Source organism: Phocaeicola paurosaccharolyticus JCM 15092 (assembly GCF_000613805.1).
Lineage (GTDB): Bacteria > Bacteroidota > Bacteroidia > Bacteroidales > Bacteroidaceae > Phocaeicola > Phocaeicola paurosaccharolyticus.
Window position 1 is genome coordinate 23,395 of record NZ_BAJR01000003.1, and the last position, 22,388, is coordinate 45,782.

At 37.1% G+C, this 22,388-nt stretch carries 11 protein-coding genes; 7 read left to right on the forward strand and 4 right to left on the reverse strand.

Annotation, left to right across the window (positions count from 1 at the left end; genetic code table 11):
* Nucleotides 1-2: 2 nt before the first annotated feature.
* Together JCM15092_RS02585 and JCM15092_RS02590 are read left to right on the forward strand one after the other, a co-directional pair.
* The gene (locus JCM15092_RS02585; protein WP_024993286.1) at nucleotides 3-1,475 is read left to right on the forward strand and encodes a glycan-binding surface protein; all 1,473 of its coding nucleotides are present in this window, start codon (nucleotides 3-5) and stop codon (nucleotides 1,473-1,475) included.
* 71 nt (nucleotides 1,476-1,546) lie between these two features.
* Entirely contained in the window at nucleotides 1,547-3,052 is a 1,506-nt protein-coding gene (locus JCM15092_RS02590; protein ID WP_204367502.1) for a cellulase family glycosylhydrolase, read from the forward strand.
* 81 nt (nucleotides 3,053-3,133) lie between these two features.
* Here the strand turns inward: JCM15092_RS02590 and JCM15092_RS02595 are convergent, their stop codons facing one another.
* Nucleotides 3,134-5,200, reverse strand: coding sequence for a beta-galactosidase (locus JCM15092_RS02595; RefSeq protein WP_084488431.1), 2,067 nt, complete (start codon nucleotides 5,198-5,200; stop codon nucleotides 3,134-3,136).
* 376 nt (nucleotides 5,201-5,576) lie between these two features.
* Between JCM15092_RS02595 and bla the strand changes: the two genes are divergently transcribed.
* Nucleotides 5,577-6,416: a class A beta-lactamase gene (gene bla / locus JCM15092_RS02600; protein ID WP_024993289.1), complete on the forward strand. Its 840-nt coding sequence runs from the start codon at nucleotides 5,577-5,579 to the stop codon at nucleotides 6,414-6,416.
* 96 nt (nucleotides 6,417-6,512) lie between these two features.
* On the opposite strand, the gene JCM15092_RS02605 is transcribed toward bla, so the two are convergent.
* Nucleotides 6,513-6,788 (reverse strand): zinc ribbon domain-containing protein, encoded by a 276-nt coding sequence (locus JCM15092_RS02605; RefSeq protein WP_024993290.1) that lies wholly within the window; start codon nucleotides 6,786-6,788, stop codon nucleotides 6,513-6,515.
* Between the two features lie 124 nt (nucleotides 6,789-6,912).
* Between JCM15092_RS02605 and JCM15092_RS02610 the strand changes: the two genes are divergently transcribed.
* From JCM15092_RS02610 to JCM15092_RS02620, 3 genes are all read left to right on the forward strand, one after another.
* Nucleotides 6,913-8,550, forward strand: a complete 1,638-nt coding sequence (locus tag JCM15092_RS02610; RefSeq protein WP_024993291.1) for a sialidase family protein — start codon at nucleotides 6,913-6,915, stop codon at nucleotides 8,548-8,550.
* A 162-nt stretch (nucleotides 8,551-8,712) separates the two neighbouring features.
* Nucleotides 8,713-10,890, forward strand: a complete 2,178-nt coding sequence (locus JCM15092_RS02615; protein ID WP_439645894.1) for a GH92 family glycosyl hydrolase — start codon at nucleotides 8,713-8,715, stop codon at nucleotides 10,888-10,890.
* A gap of 20 nt (nucleotides 10,891-10,910) precedes the next feature.
* Nucleotides 10,911-13,190 carry a GH92 family glycosyl hydrolase gene (locus JCM15092_RS02620; RefSeq protein WP_024993293.1) on the forward strand — a complete coding sequence of 760 codons (2,280 nt, stop codon included), beginning with the start codon at nucleotides 10,911-10,913 and terminating at the stop codon, nucleotides 13,188-13,190.
* A gap of 342 nt (nucleotides 13,191-13,532) precedes the next feature.
* On the opposite strand, the gene lacZ is transcribed toward JCM15092_RS02620, so the two are convergent.
* Nucleotides 13,533-16,622: a beta-galactosidase, LacZ type gene (gene lacZ / locus JCM15092_RS02625; RefSeq protein ID WP_024993294.1), complete on the reverse strand. Its 3,090-nt coding sequence runs from the start codon at nucleotides 16,620-16,622 to the stop codon at nucleotides 13,533-13,535.
* 138 nt (nucleotides 16,623-16,760) lie between these two features.
* Complete coding sequence (locus tag JCM15092_RS02630; RefSeq protein WP_024993295.1) at nucleotides 16,761-17,744, reverse strand: lytic transglycosylase domain-containing protein; 984 nt, start codon at nucleotides 17,742-17,744, stop codon at nucleotides 16,761-16,763.
* A 247-nt stretch (nucleotides 17,745-17,991) separates the two neighbouring features.
* Between JCM15092_RS02630 and JCM15092_RS02635 the strand changes: the two genes are divergently transcribed.
* Nucleotides 17,992-22,296 (forward strand): hybrid sensor histidine kinase/response regulator transcription factor, encoded by a 4,305-nt coding sequence (locus JCM15092_RS02635; RefSeq protein WP_024993296.1) that lies wholly within the window; start codon nucleotides 17,992-17,994, stop codon nucleotides 22,294-22,296.
* Nucleotides 22,297-22,388: the final 92 nt, after the last annotated feature.

Sequence of the window (22,388 nt, forward strand, 5' to 3'; positions counted from 1 at the left end):
TTATGAAAAGATATATGAATTTTATATTTACAGGGCTTTTACTTGTGCTCTGTGCAGCTAGCTTCTCATCTTGCTCGGATGATGAAAATGGAGGATTGCCTGAGATATTGAATGTAAGGACTACTGATCCTTCTCTTGTTGACAGTACCTTCGTGAAGACAAATCCAGGTCAGATGATAGTAATAGAGGGTAATAATTTAGGATCAGCAAGGAAAGTATATATAAATAATCAGGATGTATATTTTAATCCAAATTATGTTACCGATCATAGTATCATCCTTACTATTCCTGCAGATCTGGAACTTACTGGTACAAACCCAGATCTTCCTAAAGAGATAAAGGTTGAAAACGATAAAGGAGTAGCTACATTTAGTTTCCATGTACTTTCACCTGCTCCTTTGATTTCGGGTATAATGATTGAATATCCTGTAAATACAGGCGATGAGATCATAATTAACGGATCGAATTTCTATGAAATAGAGAAGATTATTATGACCGATCAGGAGGTAAATATTGAGGATATAGATCAAGAGATTACAGGTGTTGAGGTATCAGGTTATGAAGTTAGCTCTGACTATAAGAAAATTACATTCTCCTTGCCTGGTGGAGTTGCTAAAAAGGGAAATCTTGTCATAATAACAGCTTCAGGCAGAGCATTAGTCCCTTATGCAACATTCGTCCTTCCTCCTACAATAGAGATGGTTAGCAGTGATATGCCAATAATAGGAAGTGAATTCTTTATTGTCGGCAAGAACTATATTCAAGTTAAGAGTGTAAATATAAACGGTGAATTTGATGTATCAGCATCTGATTTGAGAGTCAGCGATACTCGCGATACAATATATGTCACTTTACCAAATGCTCCCACAAAATCAGGTCATATTACAGTTACTGCTGCCGGAGGAGATTCCAATAATGATGCTATAACATTCTATCCTATAGAAAATGTGGTATTGAATTATGATGGAATAGGTTACAAATCATGGGGCGCAAGCGAAGTTATTGTGACTGGTGATGGACAAAAAGCTCCATTTGTTACAACTGGAAATGCAGGAGGCTTTGTTGAGAAAAATGTTGGAGGTTGGAATTACTGGATGGGAAGTATAGATAACGGCTTGGTATATACTAATGCTGTATCTGATGATACTCCTGTATCAGATTTGGTATTACGATTTGAATGTTTTGTTGCATATCCAATGTACAATATAACTATGGAAGTTCTGTTCGGTGGTAACTGGGACAACAAATTTACAGGATATGTACCAAAATCTATTATAACAAAAAATACTGAAGTAGGTAAATGGATGACTTGTCAGATTCCTCTTTCATCTTTAGTTGTATCTAGCATAACAAACTATGGACAAGTTAAATCTTTAGGAACAGAACAGGGATTCTTCTCTAAAAATGCTTCTGAGGTAGCTGTACCTAATTATGAAGTATATTTTGATAATCTAAGAATTGTGAAGAACAAATGATAAAGATGGCAATTTTATATAAGTTCAGGCATATTTCTGATCTAGTGGGCAATGCACTATTAATGTTTATAATGTTAAATATATTGTGCTCTTGCAGCGAGAATAGTGATATAGTAGAAATCTATGTAGATCAGGAGTATCAAAACTTAGAGTTTAATCAGTTTACAGGGTCTAAGGTTATAGAGATAAAATCATCAGGCGCGTGGAGTGCAAAGGTTGAGGGTAATGCTTCATGGTGCACATTGTCACATCAAAGTGGTGAGGGTAATCAATATGTAAAAGTATCTGTTGAACCTAATCAAAGTGATGGTGACAGGACTACCTCTGTAACGATATCAGCTAGTGGCTCTGAAAATGTTGTCATCAATGTAAAACAATTTAGGAATCAATTGCCTCAGTACGCTGAGGCAATTGAACCTGATGCCACAGGGATGAGTAAAGATAAGAGTGCAATGCAGCTTTCGCAATCATTAAAAATGGGATTTAATATTGGTAATACATATGAGGCAATATATACAGATGGCAATGGATATCTCGCGGGTGATGAATCATCATGGGGAAATCCTACTCCAAATGCAATTCTCTTTAAGGCTGTTAAGGCAGATGGATTTGATATCGTGAGGATGCCTTTATCTTTCTCGCATAAATTGGTTAAACCAGTAAAGGCTAAAGGGCTGTATACTGATGATACTACCTATGAAATTAAGAAAGAGTGGTTGGATAAAATTGCAAAATCTGTTGATGAGGCCATAGCTGAAGGACTGTATGTGATGATAAATATCCATTGGGATGGTGGCTGGATGAATCATGTTAATGATAAATATGCATCTGCAATATATAAGAGATTCGAAGAATATTGGAAACAGATTGCGCTTCGATTCAGAGATTATGACGAGCATCTGATATTTGCAGGAATGAATGAAGTATATGATGAAGATAATAATGTTTGGAATGTAACTCCTCCTGAAGAATGCTTCAAGGTGCATAACCAACTGAATCAACTGTTCGTTAATGTGGTAAGAGCGACAGGAGGTAAAAATTACTATAGATATTTAGTACTTCAATCGTATGTCACAAGCATAGATTATGCGTTATCTAAGTTTGTAATGCCTTTGGATGTCGTAAAAGAGAGATGCTTTGTTGAGTCTCATTATTACGATCCTTATGATTTTACTATAATGGCCGATGAAGGGTATAAGACTGAATGGGGAAAACCCTTTGCCGAGAGTGGGGGAACTGTCTCTAATTTCGGACAAGAGGATGGCATGGAGAAAACCATGAAATCTCTCTCTAAGTTCACATCAAACAATATACCTGTAATTATCGGAGAGTGGGGTTTGGAATATAGAAAGAACTTAGCACCCAAAGAGAAGCTCGATAGGCATATTGATTCTCGAAACTATTATAGTTGGTATATAGTAAAGACATGCTTAAATAACAAGATTCTTCCAATGAATTGGGACACTGGATATCTGATAAATAGAAGCACAGGAGTAACAAATGATGAGTTGAATCTCAAAGCAATGAATGATGCTGTTCAAGGTAAAGAATATTCGTTTTTTTCAATAAATAGGTGACGTTGATTAGGTTTATTATCACAATTGAAAAGGCGATATGTACAATTTGTGCATATCGCCTTAAACTTTTATGTGGTATGGTTAACGAATTTCTATAAACTCAGGTTCGAAAGGAGGAATCGTGATAATGCTATTGAATTCTTTATCAGATAAAAGACTCTTAGCTTTTGCGTTTGTCTTAATTCTCTTCTCCTCATTTGTTGTATTAAGATATAGAATATGATTGTTGTCAATCTTTCTTGCCATCACTCCTTGCGGTACATCCGGTCCCTTAGTTATTGATAGCTTATCGATAAGATTGCTTACCAATGGATCAATAATCTCCTTAATTGCCGGTAGTCCAACATATATTGCTTTACCTTTCCCATATCTGTTTACTGTAGCAATAGGGTAGTCCTTATCAAGACTCTTTATGTTGGCTATAACCTGTGCACTCTTCGGCTCTATCACATCATATCTTGGTGATTCCATTAGAACTCTGTTATTATTATATTCTATCTCCAACTTATTACCTTTAAAAGATAGTCGTGATAACTCATTTATATTTGCTGTCTCCTCAAAGCTTGCTACTCTTATACCAAATACATCGCTAAGTAATCCCGGTCTTGTTGAAGAAAATACTTTTGCTGTTGAATCAACAATAGCTGAGTTTGAGGTCATTAGTACTGTACCGCCGTCATTAACAAATTTGCGTATTTTAGCAGCTGTAGCTTGGTCCATAACGGCTACTCCAGGGATAATAAGAAGCTTGTAAGGAAGCTTGCTTTTAGATATTTCAAGAATCTTACTGTCAATATTTTTGTTGAAAAGTACTTCGAAACAGTTTTTCAATTGATCTTGATGTTGTTCCGGGAATGATGAACTTACTATCTGACTTGGAAAAGAGAAGGCAAGTCCTATTTCTGCCTTTGGAGTATAGGGAAAGTACTTTTGAATTTTCTTGAACTCTGTTGCTATCTTTTTATATTCATCATATTTACGATTGGTAATGCCATCCCAGTCCAATAAACCTTGTAGGTATTGTTCTTCACCTCCATGCATGCTCTGCCATGTCCATCCGCATACCATCTGATTGCCGTACATAAGTGTAGCATAGGCAGACTTTCGCATTGAGCCAGGGACAGCTGTCATAGTAGTGAACTCGGAGCACCAGAAGGGATTGTTGCTCTCGAACTGTATTCTTGCAATCCCGAATGTAGCATCGATGATTCCAGCATTTGATAAAAGAGATGAACCTGGATAAAAGCCACATCCTTCACGAGTCATTTTCCCTGAATATGCAATCTCTGTATAGTCGAAATATTTTAGAGGACTATAATACCATGCATTGGTGTTAAGTAATACACCTGGTGCATTAACGTTTACCAGATTGATTACTTTCATTAGAAATCCATTTATTTCATCAGATACAAAACGACGGAAGTCTAACATACGTTCCGGAGCACCGTTTGTATATCCCGAAACAGGAAAGCCTATCTCCTCAAACTTATCAATTCTACGTGACCAGCGTTGCCCAGCCCAGGCTTCGTTTAGCTTGTCTATTGTGGTGTATTTTGTCTTTACCCATTCTATAAATCTATTCTTTGCTGTCTCAGAATATGATATTGGTCCGTCACCCGACTCGTTATCAATGCCGAAGGCCAGCAATGCGGGATGCTTAGCATATCTTCTAGATATAGCATCGACAAAACGCAATGCATATTTCTGATAATCGGGGTCGCCAATGTCGTCCATATAGCGGTGATTAGCATACTGACGGTTACCATTAGAATCAGTAATGTCTATAGATGGATATTTGTGATGCAGCCATAGTGGAGCTGGACGTACCGGTATATCGAGCAAAACTTTTATTCCAGCTTTATCCATCTTATCCATTACCTTATCGAACCATGCAAAGTCGAATACTCCGTCGGATGGTTCATAACTGTCCCACGCAAGGTGTCCCATTCTTACTACAGTAAAGCCAGCCTCTTTCATCAGTCTGATGTCATTCTCAATTTTTCCCATGTTCTTATCATCATGAGGATGATAGTTAGCACCTACATAGAGTTGCTGTGATTTCATAGGGGCAGAAAAGAGGAGGCATATAATAAGCAATGCCCAAAGTTTAAGTTTTTTATGTATCAATCTCTTTTTTGCGTTTTTCATAATAATCATATTTTATTTTAATAAAATCTATAAATATCAATTTCAGCTATGCTCGTTTTTTTACCTTATCTGCTGTCTCATTAACAGACAATTTTATATACATTGTATTATATTCTATAGTTTTAATCATACTAATTTATAGCTAATTAATTAAAAAGTAGCTGTATAATGTATCTATTAAAGCATTAAAAATGTTACTTAGGGGATGATATGTTTATTTGTAAAGGGGATATCGTTTATGAATATAATTTGATAATCTTTTTACCTAATACAATATATATTTGCATAGTAAAAAATAATGTTGGACATATAACTAATACAAATGAAAAAGGACTATTCAATTAACAGATATATATTTATATTACTGTTACTTTTTATGAAAATCTCAATCTATGGAGAGACTCTTGAAGAGATGATAAATAGAAAGATAAGAGAGGTAAAGGCAGATGTTGGAGTAGCTATAATAATTAACAGCAAAGATACTCTGGCAATAAATAATGAGCATAATTACCCTATGTTGAGCACATATAAGGTTCATCAGGCAATGAAAGTGGTTGATTTTCTCAGAGAAAAATCCGTTCCACTGACAAACGAGATTGAAATACCCGCTTCTCAACTAAAGAGTAATACCTATAGTCCTCTTCAACAAAAATATCCTTCAGGAGTGACATTGCCTGTTAGTGAGATACTCCGATATTCCCTACAGCTAAGTGATAATAATGCTTGTGATATCCTTTTTTCACTAGTAGGAGGACCAATGGTTGTGAATAGATATTTGGAAAGTATAGGAGTGCATGATTGTAATGTTGCCTATACTGAGGATGAGATGCGTCAGGATATCAACAGAGCGTATGATAACTGGACAACTCCTTTGGAAGGAGCTATAGTTATGGAGAAACTATTTTGCGGCATAGAGATAGGTGATGATCAATATAGCTCATTTATTAAAGAGATACTCTACAACAGTAAGACAGGTGAGAAAAGAATACCTTGTCTCTTGCCAAAAGATATTTTGAAGATAGCACATAAAACAGGTACAGGACCTAAAAAAGAGGATGGCTCTATCTTAGGAGTAAATGATATCGGATTTATAGAGCTACCTAATGGGAAACACTATTCTATAGCGATATTTATCAAAGACTCATATGAAGATATGCAAAGAAACGAACTCCTTATTGCTGAAATCTCTGAAATCGTATTCAATTCCCTAAAGTAGAGCCATTCCAATAATTGGTGGTTAAAATTGAGGCAGATTTAAGAGCCGATTGTTTTCAACTTCCTAAAGAAGAGTCATTCAAATATTATAAGGTAGTTATTTCTGAGCCCATCTTTTAAGTTGAGGAAAGAATTCTTTCATTGTCTTTATAGCCTCCTCCTTAGTGAATTTCTGCTCTGAATCCTTGTTGAATTCATCAACAAACTGTGCACAGTGTTCAATCATTTCATCCATAGTGCAATCCATTGTGAACTGACCATCTTTATAACAATAGATGCAATAGTCATCGTTCTTTGACCCATCAGCATTTGTTCCTAGAACCTCTTCACTACTTAGTGGCATTCCACAGCTTTGGCAAAATTTTGTTTCCATAATATTATTAATATTTTGTAAATATATTTGTAAAAATAGATATTATTCTTGATTTATCTCAATAATTTGCAGTATTAGTTTTAATTCGTATTTTTATGCCTAGAATAATTAATTTAAACCTAACATGAATAAAACCTTTATTGTATTAGCCATTATTGGCTTTATGCAACTGTTCTCTTTTGCAAAAGCTGATGACACCATCTTCATTAAGCAGTCAAAGACGCCTATACTTATTGAGAGGCATGATAATCCATTGTTCTATATTAAACTGAAATCGAATAATGGCGGAGTTATGAATAATGTAACCTTGTCATTTGGTAAAGATGTTAACCTTAAAGAGATAGCATCACTGAAATTATACTATGGTGGGACAGAGGCCCCACAGATAAGAGATAATAATCGCTTTGCTCCACAAGATTATATGACATCAATGACTCCTGGCAAGACTCTGGAAGCAAATAAATCCTATTCACTTCTATTGAACGAAGTCAAGAAATTTGACAGGACCATTACATTGAACTTGAATAAGAGATTGTTCCCTGGCATTAACTATTTTTGGATTAGCCTACGAATGAAGAGAGATGCTTCGCTCGATTCAAAGGTTAGTATGACAATTGACAATATTGATGTCAACGGAGCAAAAGCACCAATGAATAATGTTACTGTAAATCCGATAGAGTTCAGACTAGGTACAGGTGTTCGTCACGCTGGTGATGATGGTTCTGCATCTTTCAGAATTCCGGGACTTGTTACTACAAATTATGGGACTCTTCTTGGTGTATACGATGTAAGATATAACAGTAGTGTAGATCTTCAGGAGAGAGTTGATATAGGGCTTAGCCGTAGTACTGACAAGGGACAGACTTGGGAAAAGATGAGAATACCTATGAGTTTCGGTGAAGAAGGAGGTTTGCCTTCATCACAAAATGGCGTCGGTGACCCATCTATCTTGGTCGACGAGAAGAGCAATACAGTATGGGTCGTTGCTGCATGGTGCCATGGTATGGGAAATCAACGTTCTTGGTGGAGCTCACATCAGGGAATGGATAAATATATCACAGCTCAGCTGATGCTTGTTAAGAGTGAGGATGATGGCAAGACATGGTCTAAGCCCATTAATATTACTTCACAGGTCAAAAAGCCTGAATGGTTCTTTCTTCTTCAAGGTCCCGGCAGAGGCATTACAATGAGTGATGGCACACTGGTTTTCCCGATACAATTCATTGATGAAACACGCGTACCGAATGCTGGAATTATGTACAGTAAGGATAACGGAAAAAGTTGGAATATACATAATCTTGCACGTACTAATACTACCGAGTCTCAGGTTGTCGAGATTGAACCTGGAGTATTGATGCTTAACATGCGTGATAACCGTGGTGGAAGCCGTGCTGTAAGCATAACAAATGATCTTGGCAGGACATGGACTGAACACTCATCGTCAAGAAAAGCGTTACGTGAGCCGGTATGTATGGCAAGTATAATCAATGTAAAGGCCGAGGATAATGTACTTGGTAAAGATCTTCTTATCTTTTCTAATCCAGATACTACAAGTGGCAGAAACCATATTACCATAAAGGTAAGTCTTGATAAAGGTGCTACATGGCTACCTGAACATCAGGTTATGCTCGATGAGAATGAGGGATGGGGATACACATGCCTTACTTTGGTCGACAAAGAGACAGTAGGAATACTCTATGAGAGCAGCGTGGCTCATATGACATATCAGAGAGTGAAATTAAAAGACCTTATAAATGAATAATAAGTTATTATTTATAATAACAATTAAAATAGAAGAAGTCTATATGTAAATATTTGTAAGAGTGATATTTGTTCTTACTTTTGTTTAAATAATTAATAATAAAGACAATAACCTTTACACATGAAATACTCGTTCTTTTCTGCAATAATATTGGTCTTTGTTATGGCTGCTTGCGGTATAAACAGACAAAACCATGATAGAGCAGAATACGCTAATTTAGTCAATCCATTTATTGGCACTGATTATACCGGTAATACCTATCCGGGAGCACAAGCTCCATTCGGTATGGTGCAGCTCAGTCCTGACAATGGCTTGCCAGGTTGGGACAGGATATCAGGATACTTCTATCCGGACAGCACCATTTCTGGATTCAGTCACACCCATCTGTCAGGAACCGGAGCAGGTGATCTATATGATGTCTCATTTATGCCTGTAACATTGCCTTGCAAGAGAGCAGACGAACCACTTGGCATATACTCATCATTCTCACATGATGATGAAGAGGCTAGTGCAGGATATTACAGAGTAAAACTTAAAGATTATAATATTGATGTTGAGCTCACTGCAACAGAACGTTGCGGTATCCAACGTTATACTTTTCCAGGAGGAAAGTCGGCCGTATACCTCAACTTAAAAAAGGCTCTCAATTGGGATTATACTAAAGATTCACATATTGAGATACTCGACTCGAAGACAGTGCAGGGATATCGTATGTCGGAGGGATGGTCCAGAGATCAAAGAGTATTCTTTAGAACCAGATTCTCTAAACCTTTTTCTTCAGTTCATATTGATTCATCGGCAATAGTACGTGATGGTAAGAGAATAGGTACAGCAAACATCGTACAGTTTAATTTTGATACAAAGAAAGGAGAGCAGATTGTAGTTTCAACAGCTATCTCGAACGTTAGTATGGAGGGCGCTGAAAAGAATATGAAAGCTGAGGCTTCTCATGATGATTTTGATAAATACCTTGTTGCTGTTAAAGATGCATGGAATAAGGAATTAGGAGCCATTGAGGTTGAGGGCGACAACAAGGATGATATTGTGAACTTCTACACCGCTCTCTATCATTCTAAGCTTGCTCCAACTATTTTCTCGGATGTTGACGGATCATATTTCGGTCCTGACAAAAAGGTTCATAAAGCTGACGGCTGGACAAACTATGGTACATTCTCTCTGTGGGATACTTTCCGTGCTGAGCATCCACTACTCACATATACTGACCCTGAACGAGTGAACGATATGGTAAAGTCGTTCATCGCTTTCTATGAACAGAATGGTAGACTGCCTGTTTGGAACTTATGGGGTAGCGAGACTGATATGATGATAGGTTATCATGCAGTTCCTGTTATAGTTGATGCTTATATGAAAGGTATCGGCGACTTTGATGCAGAAAAGGCTCTTAAGGCTTGTGTGGCTTCAGCAAATATTGATTCATATCGCGGAATAGGCCTTTACAAGAAACTTGGATATATTCCTTATAATGTTAAGGACAAATATAACAACGAGAACTGGTCATTATCAAAAACGTTGGAATATGCTTATGATGATTATTGTATAGCTCTTATGGCTCAGAAGATGGGCAAGAGAGAGATTGAAAATGAGTTTATGGAACGCTCGAAGAGTTATAAGAATATCTTTAATCCTGCTACCGGATTTATGCAGCCTATGGATGATAAAGGAATCTTCATGCATGATTTCAATCCAGAGGACTATTCCGAACCAATATGTGAGAGTAACGGATGGCAATATCTATGGTCGGTACAGCAGGATGTTAAGGGCTTGATAACTCTTTTAGGAGGGAAAGATAGGTTTGCTGCTAAACTGGATAGTATGTTCACACTTATCCCATCTCAGAACAAGAATCTACCTATATTCAGTACAGGAATGATTGGGCAATATGCTCATGGTAATGAACCAAGTCACCATGTCATCTACCTCTACAATAAGGTACGTCAGCCATGGAAGAGCCAGAAATATGTGGCGCAGGTCATGAATAGTCTTTATCTTAACACACCTGCGGGACTATGCGGAAATGAAGATTGTGGACAGATGTCTGCCTGGTATGTGTTCAGTGCTATGGGATTCTATCCTTTGAATCCGGTAAGTGGAGAATATGAGATTGGTACACCTCTATTCAGGAGGATGAAACTTCATCTTGCCAATGGCAATACTTTTTCTGTAATAGCCAATAACCTCTCAAAGAAGAATATATATATTCAGTCGGTTAAGGTGAATGGAAAACCTTATGATAAGAGTTTTATTACACATTCAATGATAATGGATGGTGATACTGTAGTTTTTGAGATGGGGGAGAAAGATGGAGAAATATGGTATTAAGTAATCAGACCGATGTAAATATGAATAAAATACTATTATATTTTGCTTTTGTAGTAATCTCTCTTACTGCTGTTGCATGTTCTTCTTCAAAAAGTGAACTTGAAAGAGATTATGCATCCTATGTTAATCCTTTTATTGGAACAGGAGGCCATGGTCATACTCATCCTGCAGCGATAGTGCCACATGGCATGATACAGCCTGGACCCGATACACGCATAAATGGATGGGATTCCTCTTCCGGTTACTATTATAATGACTCTACAATAAACGGTTTTGCACATACACGTCTTAGTGGAACGGGGTGTGCAGACTTCGGAGACTTTCTCATAATGCCGACTGTTGGTGACAAAGATATACGTTTCCTTGGTGCTGAAAGTCAATCAAGATCGTATGCATCTACTTATTCTCATGATAAGGAGAAGGCTGAACCAGGATACTACTCTGTATTCCTCGACAGATATGGCATAAATGCAGAGATGACAGCTACGGAGCGTGCTGCTATCCATCGTTACAGATTTCCTAAAAGTGATAAGGCAGGTTTCATTCTTGACTTAGATTACAATATACAGCCTCAGACAAATCTTGAGATGGATGTTAAGGTTATCAATGATTCTACTATCGCTGCATATAAACGGAGTGCCTACTGGGCATATAATCAGCATATATATATGTATGCTGTCTTCTCAAAACCTTTTCAGTACACTATCTATTCAGATACCGTAAAAGCGGGGAAAGATAAGATTGCACAGAAAAAACTCCTTCTCGATTTCAATACTGAAGATAATGAGGAAGTATATGTGAAGATGGGCATATCATCTGTTGATAGTGCAGGGGCGAAGAAAAATCTATTGTCCGAAATTAAAGGATGGGATTTTGATAAGGTAAGGAGCGAAGCTAGAGAAAAATGGAATAATGAACTTTCAAAAATAGATGTAAAGAGCAGTGATGAGGATTGGAAAATTATATTCTATACCTCCATGTACCATGCAAATATATCACCAAATATCTTTACTGATGTAGATGGCAGATACCGTGGCATGGATCTTAAGATACATAGCACCGACCCTAATGACCCGGTATATACTATATTCTCCCTTTGGGACACATTCCGGGCACTTAACCCTTTGATGAGTATTATTGAACCGGAGATGAATGAAGCATACATCCGCTCTCTTCTGAAAAAGGGCGAAGAGGGTGGTATTGTTCCTAAATGGGATTGTGCAGCCAACTATACCGGATGTATGATTGGATACCACTTTGTATCTCTTGTTGCAGATGCATATACCAAAGGTTATAAGAATTTCGATATGAATAAGGCTATGAAGGCTGCCCTCAGAGCTGCTGAATATGACACAACAGGTATCACACCTGCAGCTCCAAAATGGATATATCCATATATTATGCCTAAGGCAAGATATTACAAGGAGAAGATGGGATATATACCTTCTGAACTTGAGAATGAGTCCGTGGCTAAAGGACTTGAGTATGCCTATAATGACTGGTGCATATCTATCATGGCTGATGCCGTAGGTGATAAGGCTAACAAGGAGAAATATGCAGGATATGCTAAAGCGTACAGGGAATATTTCGACCCGGAGACAGGATTTATGCGTGGTAAGAAGAGTAATGGAGAGTGGCGTACGCCTTTCAACCCTCGTTCTTCAAATCATAGAAATGATGACTATTGTGAGGGAACAGCATGGCAGTGGACATGGTTCGTACCACATGATATAGCAGGACTTGTTAACCTAATGGGTGGAGAGGATAAGTTTGCAGCAAAATTAGACTCACTGTTCTCTGTCTCATCAAAGTTAGAGGGAGAAGAAACCTCTGCCGATATATCAGGATTGATAGGTCAATATGCTCATGGTAATGAACCTAGTCACCATATAACTCACCTTTATAATTATGTGAACCGTCCATGGAGAACTCAGGAGTTGGTTGACAGCGTACTTCAAAACCTATATTCAAATGCTCCTGACGGTTTATCGGGCAATGAAGACTGCGGGCAGATGTCTGCTTGGTACATCCTTAACTCGATGGGATTCTATCAGGTTGCTCCTGGACGTCCTGTATACTCTATAGGAAGACCACTCTTTGATGAAGCTGTCATTCATCAGCCATCAGGGAAGGATTTTGTGATAAAGACAATAAACAATTCTAAGAAAAACAAATATATCAAGAGAATAAACTTGAATGGTAAAACTCTCTCTACCCCTTTCTTTACTCATGGAGATATTGTTAAAGGAGGCACATTAGAAATAGAGATGACAGATTTTCCGGTAAAAGAAGTGAAATAATAAAGATGATAATAGATTAAAAAATTGATTCTTATTCTCCTTGCTTCATAGCTGTTCATCACAGCAAGGGCAAATGAAAAAGATAATGTCTCCTACACTAAATAAGAGTAGAGGTTTAGATACAGAAGATATGCCATATTCATTTAAAAATGAACAGAATAAATATAGTTACTTATCCAAAGGCTTAGGATTAATATCCTAAGCTTTGGATAAATAAACTAAGATTATAATTTAATAGATTAAGAGATGAGATAATATTATCTCTCTTAATGATAGAAAAAAGTAAAGGAGCTTATTAACCATTATGTTAATAAGCTCCTTCTTAATTATATAGATTTACTATTATTGCATATCTACTACATGTTTCACAGGTGACATGATGAATGTGAATTCATAGTCTCCATGAGGAAGCATATATTCAGCTCTTGGCCATGCACCCCAGCTGTTCACACAACCCAATCCCATCTGTGCCTTGTCAATACAAAGGTTTGTAAAATCGGCAGGAGTAACTTCAGGTGAATGTCTCTGGTCTTTTCCATCACCATCGTCAAGTGACTCAATAGTGTAGTTAAGAGCAGAAGCTGAGAATGGTGCTTCAGAAACGAATTTCAATCCATTACCACCCATATTGATCTGTTTCCACCAACGTATATCTGTCTTGTTACCATTTTCCTGTGGACGGATATATGAGTAGAACTGGTCAGCAACATTCTGACGGTACAATCCGATAAACTCGCTATTGTTACGGTCTGCATAGTTCTCACCTGGTCCACGTCCGTAGTATTCAATCTTAGAGAATGTCTTAGGCATCTGCATCTGCATACCGAAACGGAACATAGGAGAAACTTTTGCATCTTTATCTGCTGTCATCTTCTGTGTTACTTTTACAGAACCAACATTGTTGATAACATAAGTAAGAGTAAGCTTAGCAGCTACGTTTGCCATATCGTAAGTAGCCACAACGATAGCTTGGTTGCTTTCTACCTTACTGTTTAGTGATGTAAGTTTGATACCTGGATTCTTCCAAGCTTCGAATTTCTTCTGAAGGCCGGCACCGAAGTCGTTATCTGTTGGAGCACGCCAGAAGTTTGGAGTAAGCTGAGCACCCTTATTAAGCATTTCAAGCCCATTAGCATCATATCTGTTCATAAATCCGTTCTGCTTGTTGAACTCAATAGTGAAGTTCTCACCTTTTACAGTTAGATTATTGGCATCATCACTTTTTATTGTAGTTTTTGGCTCAGCAATGTTTGTACTCTTCACATTAGCAAGATTCATTACAGTATTAAGAGGCTGAGTAAGTCTCAACTGATCTCTTGAGATAACTGTTCCTGCAGCAAGTACACCTTCAGCTTTCTTTAGTTTGTATGCTACGTTAAGTAACCACTCCTTGTTATTTGTTGTAGTCCCAAGGTCAAGAGTAATTTTACCAGTCTGTTGTGGAGCAACATTTATATTGTCAACTCTGCCTGTACGCACCACTTTACCATTAGCTAATACTTCCCAATCTATATAATAAGCTGATAGATCACGGAAGAAGTTTTCATTGTATATGTTTATTTCACCAGCGGCAAGGTTTGCAGGGGTAGTCCATATATTCTGATAGTAGTAAGCTACCTCAGCAGCATGTGGGTTAGGAATACGGTCAGGGCCAATAAGTCCGTTGTCACAGAAGTTATTGTCGCTTGCATCAGTTTTGTTAAAGTCGCCACCATAAGCATAAACGGTAACACCATTTTTCTGCCAACGTATAGATTGGTCAACGAAGTCCCATATAAATCCACCTTGTAGATTAGGGTATTTTCTGATAAGATCCCAATACTCTTTGAATCCTCCTACAGAGTTACCCATTGCATGAGAATACTCACATTGAATAAGAGGTTTTGTAGCATCAGTGCGTTTTCCATATGCTTCCATTCCATTATAGTCATAGTACATAGGACAGAAAATATCTGTATGGCCTTTCAAACGAGCCTGTTCGTATTGTACAGGACGGCTATTATCTTCATTTTTAATCCATTTGTAAGCATCCTCGAAGTTAGGACCGTCTCCAGCTTCATTACCTAGTGACCAGAAAATAACGCTTGGGTGGTTGAATACACGCTGTACATTACGTTGGTTTCTCTCCATAGTAGGTATTGCATAAGATGGGTTCTTAGCAAGAGTCTCTTTTCCATATCCCATACCATGAGACTCAACGTTTGCTTCAGCTACAACGTATAGACCATATTTATCGCAAAGGTCATACCATAAGTTATTGTCTGGGTAGTGACATGTACGTACGGCATTAATGTTATGCTCTTTCATTATCTTTATATCTTGAAGCATACGTTCAGGAGATACTACATAACCGGCGTCAGGGTCCATCTCATGTCTGTTCACACCTTTAAATAGGACAGCTTTACCATTTACTAATACCTGAGCACCTTTTAGCTCAATCTTTCTGAAACCAACGTTTATAGGGATTATTTCGTTGTTCCCTTGCATAGTAGCCTTTAGAGTATACAGGTAAGGATTTTCAGCACTCCATTTATATGGGTTTTTTACATCCATATTATATGTACCATCTCCATTTGCTTTTGTTGAAGCTACCTGCTTGCCGTTGGCATCAAGAAGTTCAAGAGTTACAGGAGCTTTTCCTTTCAGAGAAAGTTTTACTTGAAGTGAACCATTCTTATATTCATTGTCAAGTGTTGGAGTTACTCTGATATCTTCTATACGTTTTTTGCTTCTTGCATATAAGAAACAGTCACGTCCCACTCCGCTGAAGCGGAAGAAATCTTGGTCCTCAAGATATGTGCCATCACACCAACGGAATGTTTGGAATGCAATAAGGTTCTTCTTTCCTGGTTTAAGGTATTTAGTAAGGTCGAATTCAGCTTCAAGTTTGCTGTCTTCGCTATATCCTACATATTTACCATTTACCCAAAGGTATATGTTTGATGTTACAGAACCGAAATGTGCAATTATATCTTTTCCGTCCCATGATTCAGGAACAACGATCTCCTTACGGTAAGAGCCAACATGGTTATCTTTTGTTGGCACTGAAGGAGGGTTGTTTTGAAAATGTCCTCTCCAGGCATATCCAACATTTACATAAATAGGATCACCATATCCGTTTATTTCCCATACTCCAGGAACTTGCATATCGTTCCATTTACTGTCGTCATATTTAACCTTCCAGAAATCTGTAGGGCGTGACTCAGCATCTCGTACCCAGTTAAATCGCCAGGTGCCATTAAGAGTCATGAAGTTTGAAGAGTTCTCCTTAACTCCGCTCTTTGCAGCATCCAAACTTTCATAAGCGAAATAGTTTGTGTGCATAGGAGCTCTGTTGACAGCATTGATCGCAGGATTTTGCCATTCATTGGACTGTGCTCCTACAGTAATCGCTACTGCTGTAAGCATTGCCGTAATAATCTGTTTTTTCATGCTATGATTTTCTTTTAATTTGAGGTATTTGCAAATATAATTAAAAAAAGGAGTTACATACGACCATAAATCGTTCAATAGTTGCTTATTATTATGTCATTATCCCAAATATGAGAGTTGAACAGTGAATAAATATAATTATTCAACCACCCAAGCAGGGTTATAAGCTTTTATCGATTCGGTATCATAATATAATCCATCTTCTGTGGGAATCTGAATGATATACTCTTTCCCATTTCGGTTAATCAGATTATTATCTCTTAGCCATGGGTTAAGCATCTTAAGAAAAGCAAGTGTAGTACCTTGTTCATTAGCCCATTGATTTAGGTCACTTATAGAAGTGGTTACAGTTATGCTCTTTGTCTTAAGCTGTGGATATAGGTCTGATGAACGTAGACGAAAACCAAATTCGGCAGGACTTGTGAAGAGTAACTTGGCTGCAAGTATTCTATAAACATATCTTGATGTCTCTTCTACGAGATGAAGGTCAAGAGAGTTTGTTACATTCTGTCTGTTCAGCTGATGAGATATTCTTCCTTGTCCTGCATTATATGATGCTGCAACAGATGGCCAGTCACCATATTTGGCGTATGCATTCTTTAAATATTTACAAGCGGCAACAGTAGCTTTTTCCACATCATATCTCTCATCAACGCAACCGTTTACCTCCATGCCATACTCTTTTGCTGTTGAAGGCATGAATTGCCAAAGGCCTGCTGCACCTGCACCAGATTTGGCCAATGGGTTTACACTACTCTCTATTACCATAAGGTATTTAAGGTCATCGGGAATATTATTCTCTTTCAAGATAGGTTCGATGACAGGGAAATATCTATTGGCTCTTTTTATCATCTGCAATGTGGTGCTATGCATATATGTTACAGCAAGAATCTCCTTGTCAAGTTTCTCGCGCCTGTCAAAACGGCGCAGGTCAATCTCACTTCCGGCAAAGTTCATTTCCTCAGGAATAGAGGGTGAGCTGTATGTGAGAGAAGTATTATCGATTAAATCAATTTTAGATAACGAGTCACTAACTTCAATATTATTGTTGGCCTGTATGCTAGTACTTGTTGCTATAAGTAAAGATGCAATCATGTGCATCCGCAAAATTTTTCTGTCCATTCTTCTTCTTTATTCGTGTTAACACAAAGATATTGCTTTTTTTTGTTCATGAAGAAGTTTATTATTTTAAGAAATGTAATTCTTGCATAAATATTATTTCTTATATAAGCCTTATTGTATAAATAATTCTTTTTTGTCAGGAAAGATTGTATTATGAATATATTGATGCTGAGTATATTATGTTTTTATTTAAATTGTAGAAAAAAAAACCTACATTTGCGTTACTTTAACTGACTAAATTCGGAACATGAAAAACACTAAGACTATAATAGTTATACTTTTTACTCTATTATGTCAGACTATTTCTGCTACTATTGAAATCCGCTCCACTCATCTTACTACAAATGAGGGACTTGCTAATAATTCTATACGCTATATATATCAAGATAAGAAGGGCTTTATGTGGTTTGGCACATTAAATGGCTTAAATCGTTATGATGGTTATTCCTTTCTTACAATCCGCCCGGAACGTGGAGCTAAACTCTCTCTTGCTGACCATCGTATTACTGATCTTCAGGAGGATAAAAAAGGATTCCTATGGATATCTACATCTGCAGAATTAGTCAGTTGCTTTGACTTAAAGCAAGACTGTTTTGTTGACTTCACAGGATGTGGGGAATATGAACAGCCATACTCCAATAGATTTATTGATAGTAAAGGTAACGTGTGGTTGTGGCAAGATGGAAATGGCTGTAGAAAGATTACTTATGCTAATGATAAATTTACATCCATAACATTCAAGAAAGAGAACAACAATCTATTTTCTAACAAAGTGAAGTATGTATTTGAGGATACAAAAGGGAGAATATGGATAGGAACTCAAGATGGAATAGCTTTAGTCAAAAATGATAAGTGTTATAAAAAATCGGGGAAACATGATGCAAGGAAAATTATATCATACAAAGGTGATGTCTTTTTCTTATCTGTATCTGGTGATATTTTAGCCTCACTAGGTGGAAATAAAGATGAAAATCTTGTAAAGGTTGGCAGTTGCGGAGGTGGAGTAACTGTTTCTGGTGAGTTTCGTCTGAATGAGGATTGGATTATTTTTACTAATAATGGTAGTTATCAGTTTAATCTGAAGACTCATGAACTAAAGAAATACAGAGATATTGACATTAAAGGGGGACAGACCATAATTGATAATAAAGGGAATTTATGGGTATTCAACCACTCCGGGAAAGTATGGTATGTAAACCATAAAACCAAGCAGATTAAATCATTCCAACTTATTCCGGCTGACAAGGTAAACTATATTGATCAGGAGAGATATCATATTATTCATGATTCACGTGATATTATATGGATATCAACATATGGAAATGGCCTATTTGCGTATGATTTGAGCAATGACGAACTACAGCATTTTGTATCAAATAATACAGGATTCAGCCATATACCATCCAACTTCTTACAATATGTTATGGAGGATAGGGCAGGTGGCATATGGGTAAGTTCTGAGTATACCGGAATATCTCATTTGTCAGTCTTGAATGAAGGTGCCCGACGTATTTTCCCTGAGAATGAATCTCTTCTTGACCGTTCAAATGCTGTCAGGATGTTGGTGAGGATGCCAAATAACAGAATAATGCTTGGTACCCGACGAGGGGGACTCTATACATACGACTCAAAATTTCAAAAAATGGAGAGTAAGCAGAGTTTTGATTCCAATATTTATTCTGCTGCCCAAGGACCTGATGGAAAGATGTGGTTAGGTAGTCGTGGAAATGGTTTGGAGATAGATGGAAAATGGTATAAAAACAACTCTTATGATCCTACATCTATATCCAACAATAATATCTTCTCTATTTATAAAGATAGAAAAGGTAGAATGTGGATAGGTACATTCGGCGGTGGACTTGATTTGGCAGTGAAAGACAAAAATGGCTACCACTTCAAACATTTCTTTAATAAAACGTATAGCCAAAAACAGATAAGAACTATTCAGGAAGATAAAAGTGGGTGGCTTTGGGTAGGAACAAGTGATGGGTTATATGTCTTTAATCCGGACTCATTGATTGCTTCTGAAAAAAACTACTATACTTATAATTACAATAATAATAAGATGTATAGTAACGAGATTAAATGCATCTATAAGGATAGTAAGGGGCGTATGTGGATTGGTGCATCAGGAAAAGGGTTCTGTGTGTGTATGCCTAATGGCGACTACAATAATCCTAAATTCAAAAGTTACGATGTCGCTAATGGACTGATAAGTAATATGGTACAAGCTATAGTTGAAGATAGCAGAGGAAAGATATGGATATCTACAGAATATGGTATTTCATGTTTTGATCCGACAAATGAATCTTTCGAGAATTTCTTCTTCTCCTCTTTTACACTTGGCAATGTATACAGTGAAAATAGTGGATGTATTAGTGGAGATGGAAATTTACTTTTTGGAACAAATCATGGACTAGTAATCCTTTCAACAGATAAGGTAAATAAAAAGAAAATATTTGATCCAAAGGTGGAATTTACCAATTTGAGAATTAATGGTATACTAATGCGCCCGGGAGATTCTGACTCTCCACTTAAAAAGGCTCTGATATATTCGGATGAATTACAACTGAAATATTATCAGAACTCTTTCGAGGTGAATTTTTCAACATTCGACTACTTTGGGAATAATTCGGCTAAATACACTTATAAACTCGAAAATTTTGACAGTGAATGGAGCAAGCCATCCTCTTTGAATTTTGCTGTATACAAGAATCTATCACCTGGAACATATAAATTGCGTGTTAAAGCATGTAATGTAGTTGGGAAATGGGCAGAAAAAGAGGCAGTAATTAATATAGTTATTCTTCCTCCATATTGGAAGACAACCTGGGCTTTCATTATTTATGCTATTTTGATAATTGCATTCCTTTACATAACATTTAGATTAGTGAATAACTTCAATTCATTGCGAAATAAGATTCAGGTTGAAAAGCATATATCAGAGTATAAATTGGTTTTCTTTACTAATATATCTCATGAATTCCGTACGCCGCTGACACTTATCCAAGGAGCACTTGAGAGAATAGAACAGAGCTCAGAAAAGGTGCCAAAAGATATGAAGAGCTCTATAGATATTATGGATAAGAGTACTCAACGTATGTTACGTCTTATAAACCAGCTTCTGGTATTCCGTAAAATAGAGAATAATAAGTTCTCACTCTCTTTGGAAGAGATTGATGCAATATCTTTCCTTCATGAAATATTTCAAAGTTTCAAAGATGCGGCGTGGGCTAAGAAAATGGATTATTCATTCTCCTCAGATCTCAAATCATATAAAATGTTTACTGATAAGGGATCTTTGGATAAGATTACTTACAACCTCTTGTCCAACTCATTTAAGTATACTCCTAGTGGAGGAAGGGTAAACATGTCTATATCAGTCAATGAGGTTGAGAAGAATATAACTATTCGTGTTTCAGATAATGGTGTGGGAATTCCTAATGAGAAAAGAGACGAATTATTTAAACGTTTTGCTCATAGTAGCTACTCTGGTGGAAGCATCGGAGTGGGCCTGAATCTTGCACATGGACTCGTTATGGCGTTGAAAGGCACTATTACATATAATGATAATGATGGTGGTGGATCACTCTTTACTGTTACCTTACCTACAGATCCTACAGTTTATGACCCTAATGACTTCTTGGTTCCAAATAATATTTTATTAGAGGAGGAATCTCATAATCAAGCTGTTTTGGCTGAGGAAAAGGAACCAGAAAATCACGAGGAGAAAGAGATATGTCAACAGCCAATTAACAAGCATAAGATATTGATAATTGAGGATGATAATGATGTGCGTACATTCCTCAAGGATGAAATAGGACAATATTTTGATGTTATTGCCGAGGCAGATGGAGAGTCAGGATATGAACGAGCACGTTCATATGATGCTGACCTTATAATCTGCGATGTGCTGATGCCGGGAATGAATGGCTTTGAGGTTACCAAGAAATTGAAGAATGACTTCAGCACAAGCCATATTCCTATAATTCTTCTTACTGCGATGAGCACAACAGAGAATCAGATAGAGGGTGCCGAGAGTGGAGCGGATGTTTATATTACAAAACCTTTCAGCACAAAACTACTCCTTACACGTATATTCAAACTTATTGAACAACGTGACAAGTTACGTGAGAAGTTCTCGAATGATCCAAATACTATCAGACCGTCATTATGTACATCTGATAAAGATAAACAATTTGCAGACAGACTTCAAGAAATTATGGAGAGCCAGATAGACAATGCAGAGTTTACTGTAGACGAATTTGCATCTATGGTTGGCCTTGGAAGAACTGTGTTCTACCGTAAAGTTAGAGGTGTAACAGGTTACTCTCCTAATGAATATATTAGGGTGGTAAGGTTGAAAAAAGCTGCAGAACTTCTTATGTCGCATAACTACAATGTTGCTGAAGTATCATATAAGGTTGGTATAAACGACCCATTCTATTTCAGCAAATGCTTCAAACAACAATTTGGAGTAGCACCATCTGTATACATACGTGGAAAAGAGGATATTCAAGATAATAACCAAATTAATAATAAACAAGAATAGATTTTCTTATGAGAAACAAATTATTGTTAACGCTTTTGCTGATGGTGGCAGTTCCATTATCAATATATTCACAGGCAAAGCAAAAAAAAATA

Excerpts from the sequence above, each read along its gene's own strand:
- JCM15092_RS02585 (WP_024993286.1), top strand. The coding sequence starts at position 3 with ATGAAAAGATATATGAATTTTATATTTACAGGGCTTTTACTTGTGCTC.
- JCM15092_RS02590 (WP_204367502.1), top strand. The coding sequence starts at position 1,547 with ATGTTAAATATATTGTGCTCTTGCAGCGAGAATAGTGATATAGTAGAA.
- JCM15092_RS02595 (WP_084488431.1), bottom strand. The coding sequence starts at position 5,200 with ATGAAAAACGCAAAAAAGAGATTGATACATAAAAAACTTAAACTTTGG.
- bla (WP_024993289.1), top strand. The coding sequence starts at position 5,577 with ATGAAAATCTCAATCTATGGAGAGACTCTTGAAGAGATGATAAATAGA.
- JCM15092_RS02605 (WP_024993290.1), bottom strand. The coding sequence starts at position 6,788 with ATGGAAACAAAATTTTGCCAAAGCTGTGGAATGCCACTAAGTAGTGAA.
- JCM15092_RS02610 (WP_024993291.1), top strand. The coding sequence starts at position 6,913 with ATGAATAAAACCTTTATTGTATTAGCCATTATTGGCTTTATGCAACTG.
- JCM15092_RS02615 (WP_439645894.1), top strand. The coding sequence starts at position 8,713 with ATGGCTGCTTGCGGTATAAACAGACAAAACCATGATAGAGCAGAATAC.
- JCM15092_RS02620 (WP_024993293.1), top strand. The coding sequence starts at position 10,911 with ATGAATAAAATACTATTATATTTTGCTTTTGTAGTAATCTCTCTTACT.
- lacZ (WP_024993294.1), bottom strand. The coding sequence starts at position 16,622 with ATGAAAAAACAGATTATTACGGCAATGCTTACAGCAGTAGCGATTACT.
- JCM15092_RS02630 (WP_024993295.1), bottom strand. The coding sequence starts at position 17,744 with ATGGACAGAAAAATTTTGCGGATGCACATGATTGCATCTTTACTTATA.
- JCM15092_RS02635 (WP_024993296.1), top strand. The coding sequence starts at position 17,992 with ATGAAAAACACTAAGACTATAATAGTTATACTTTTTACTCTATTATGT.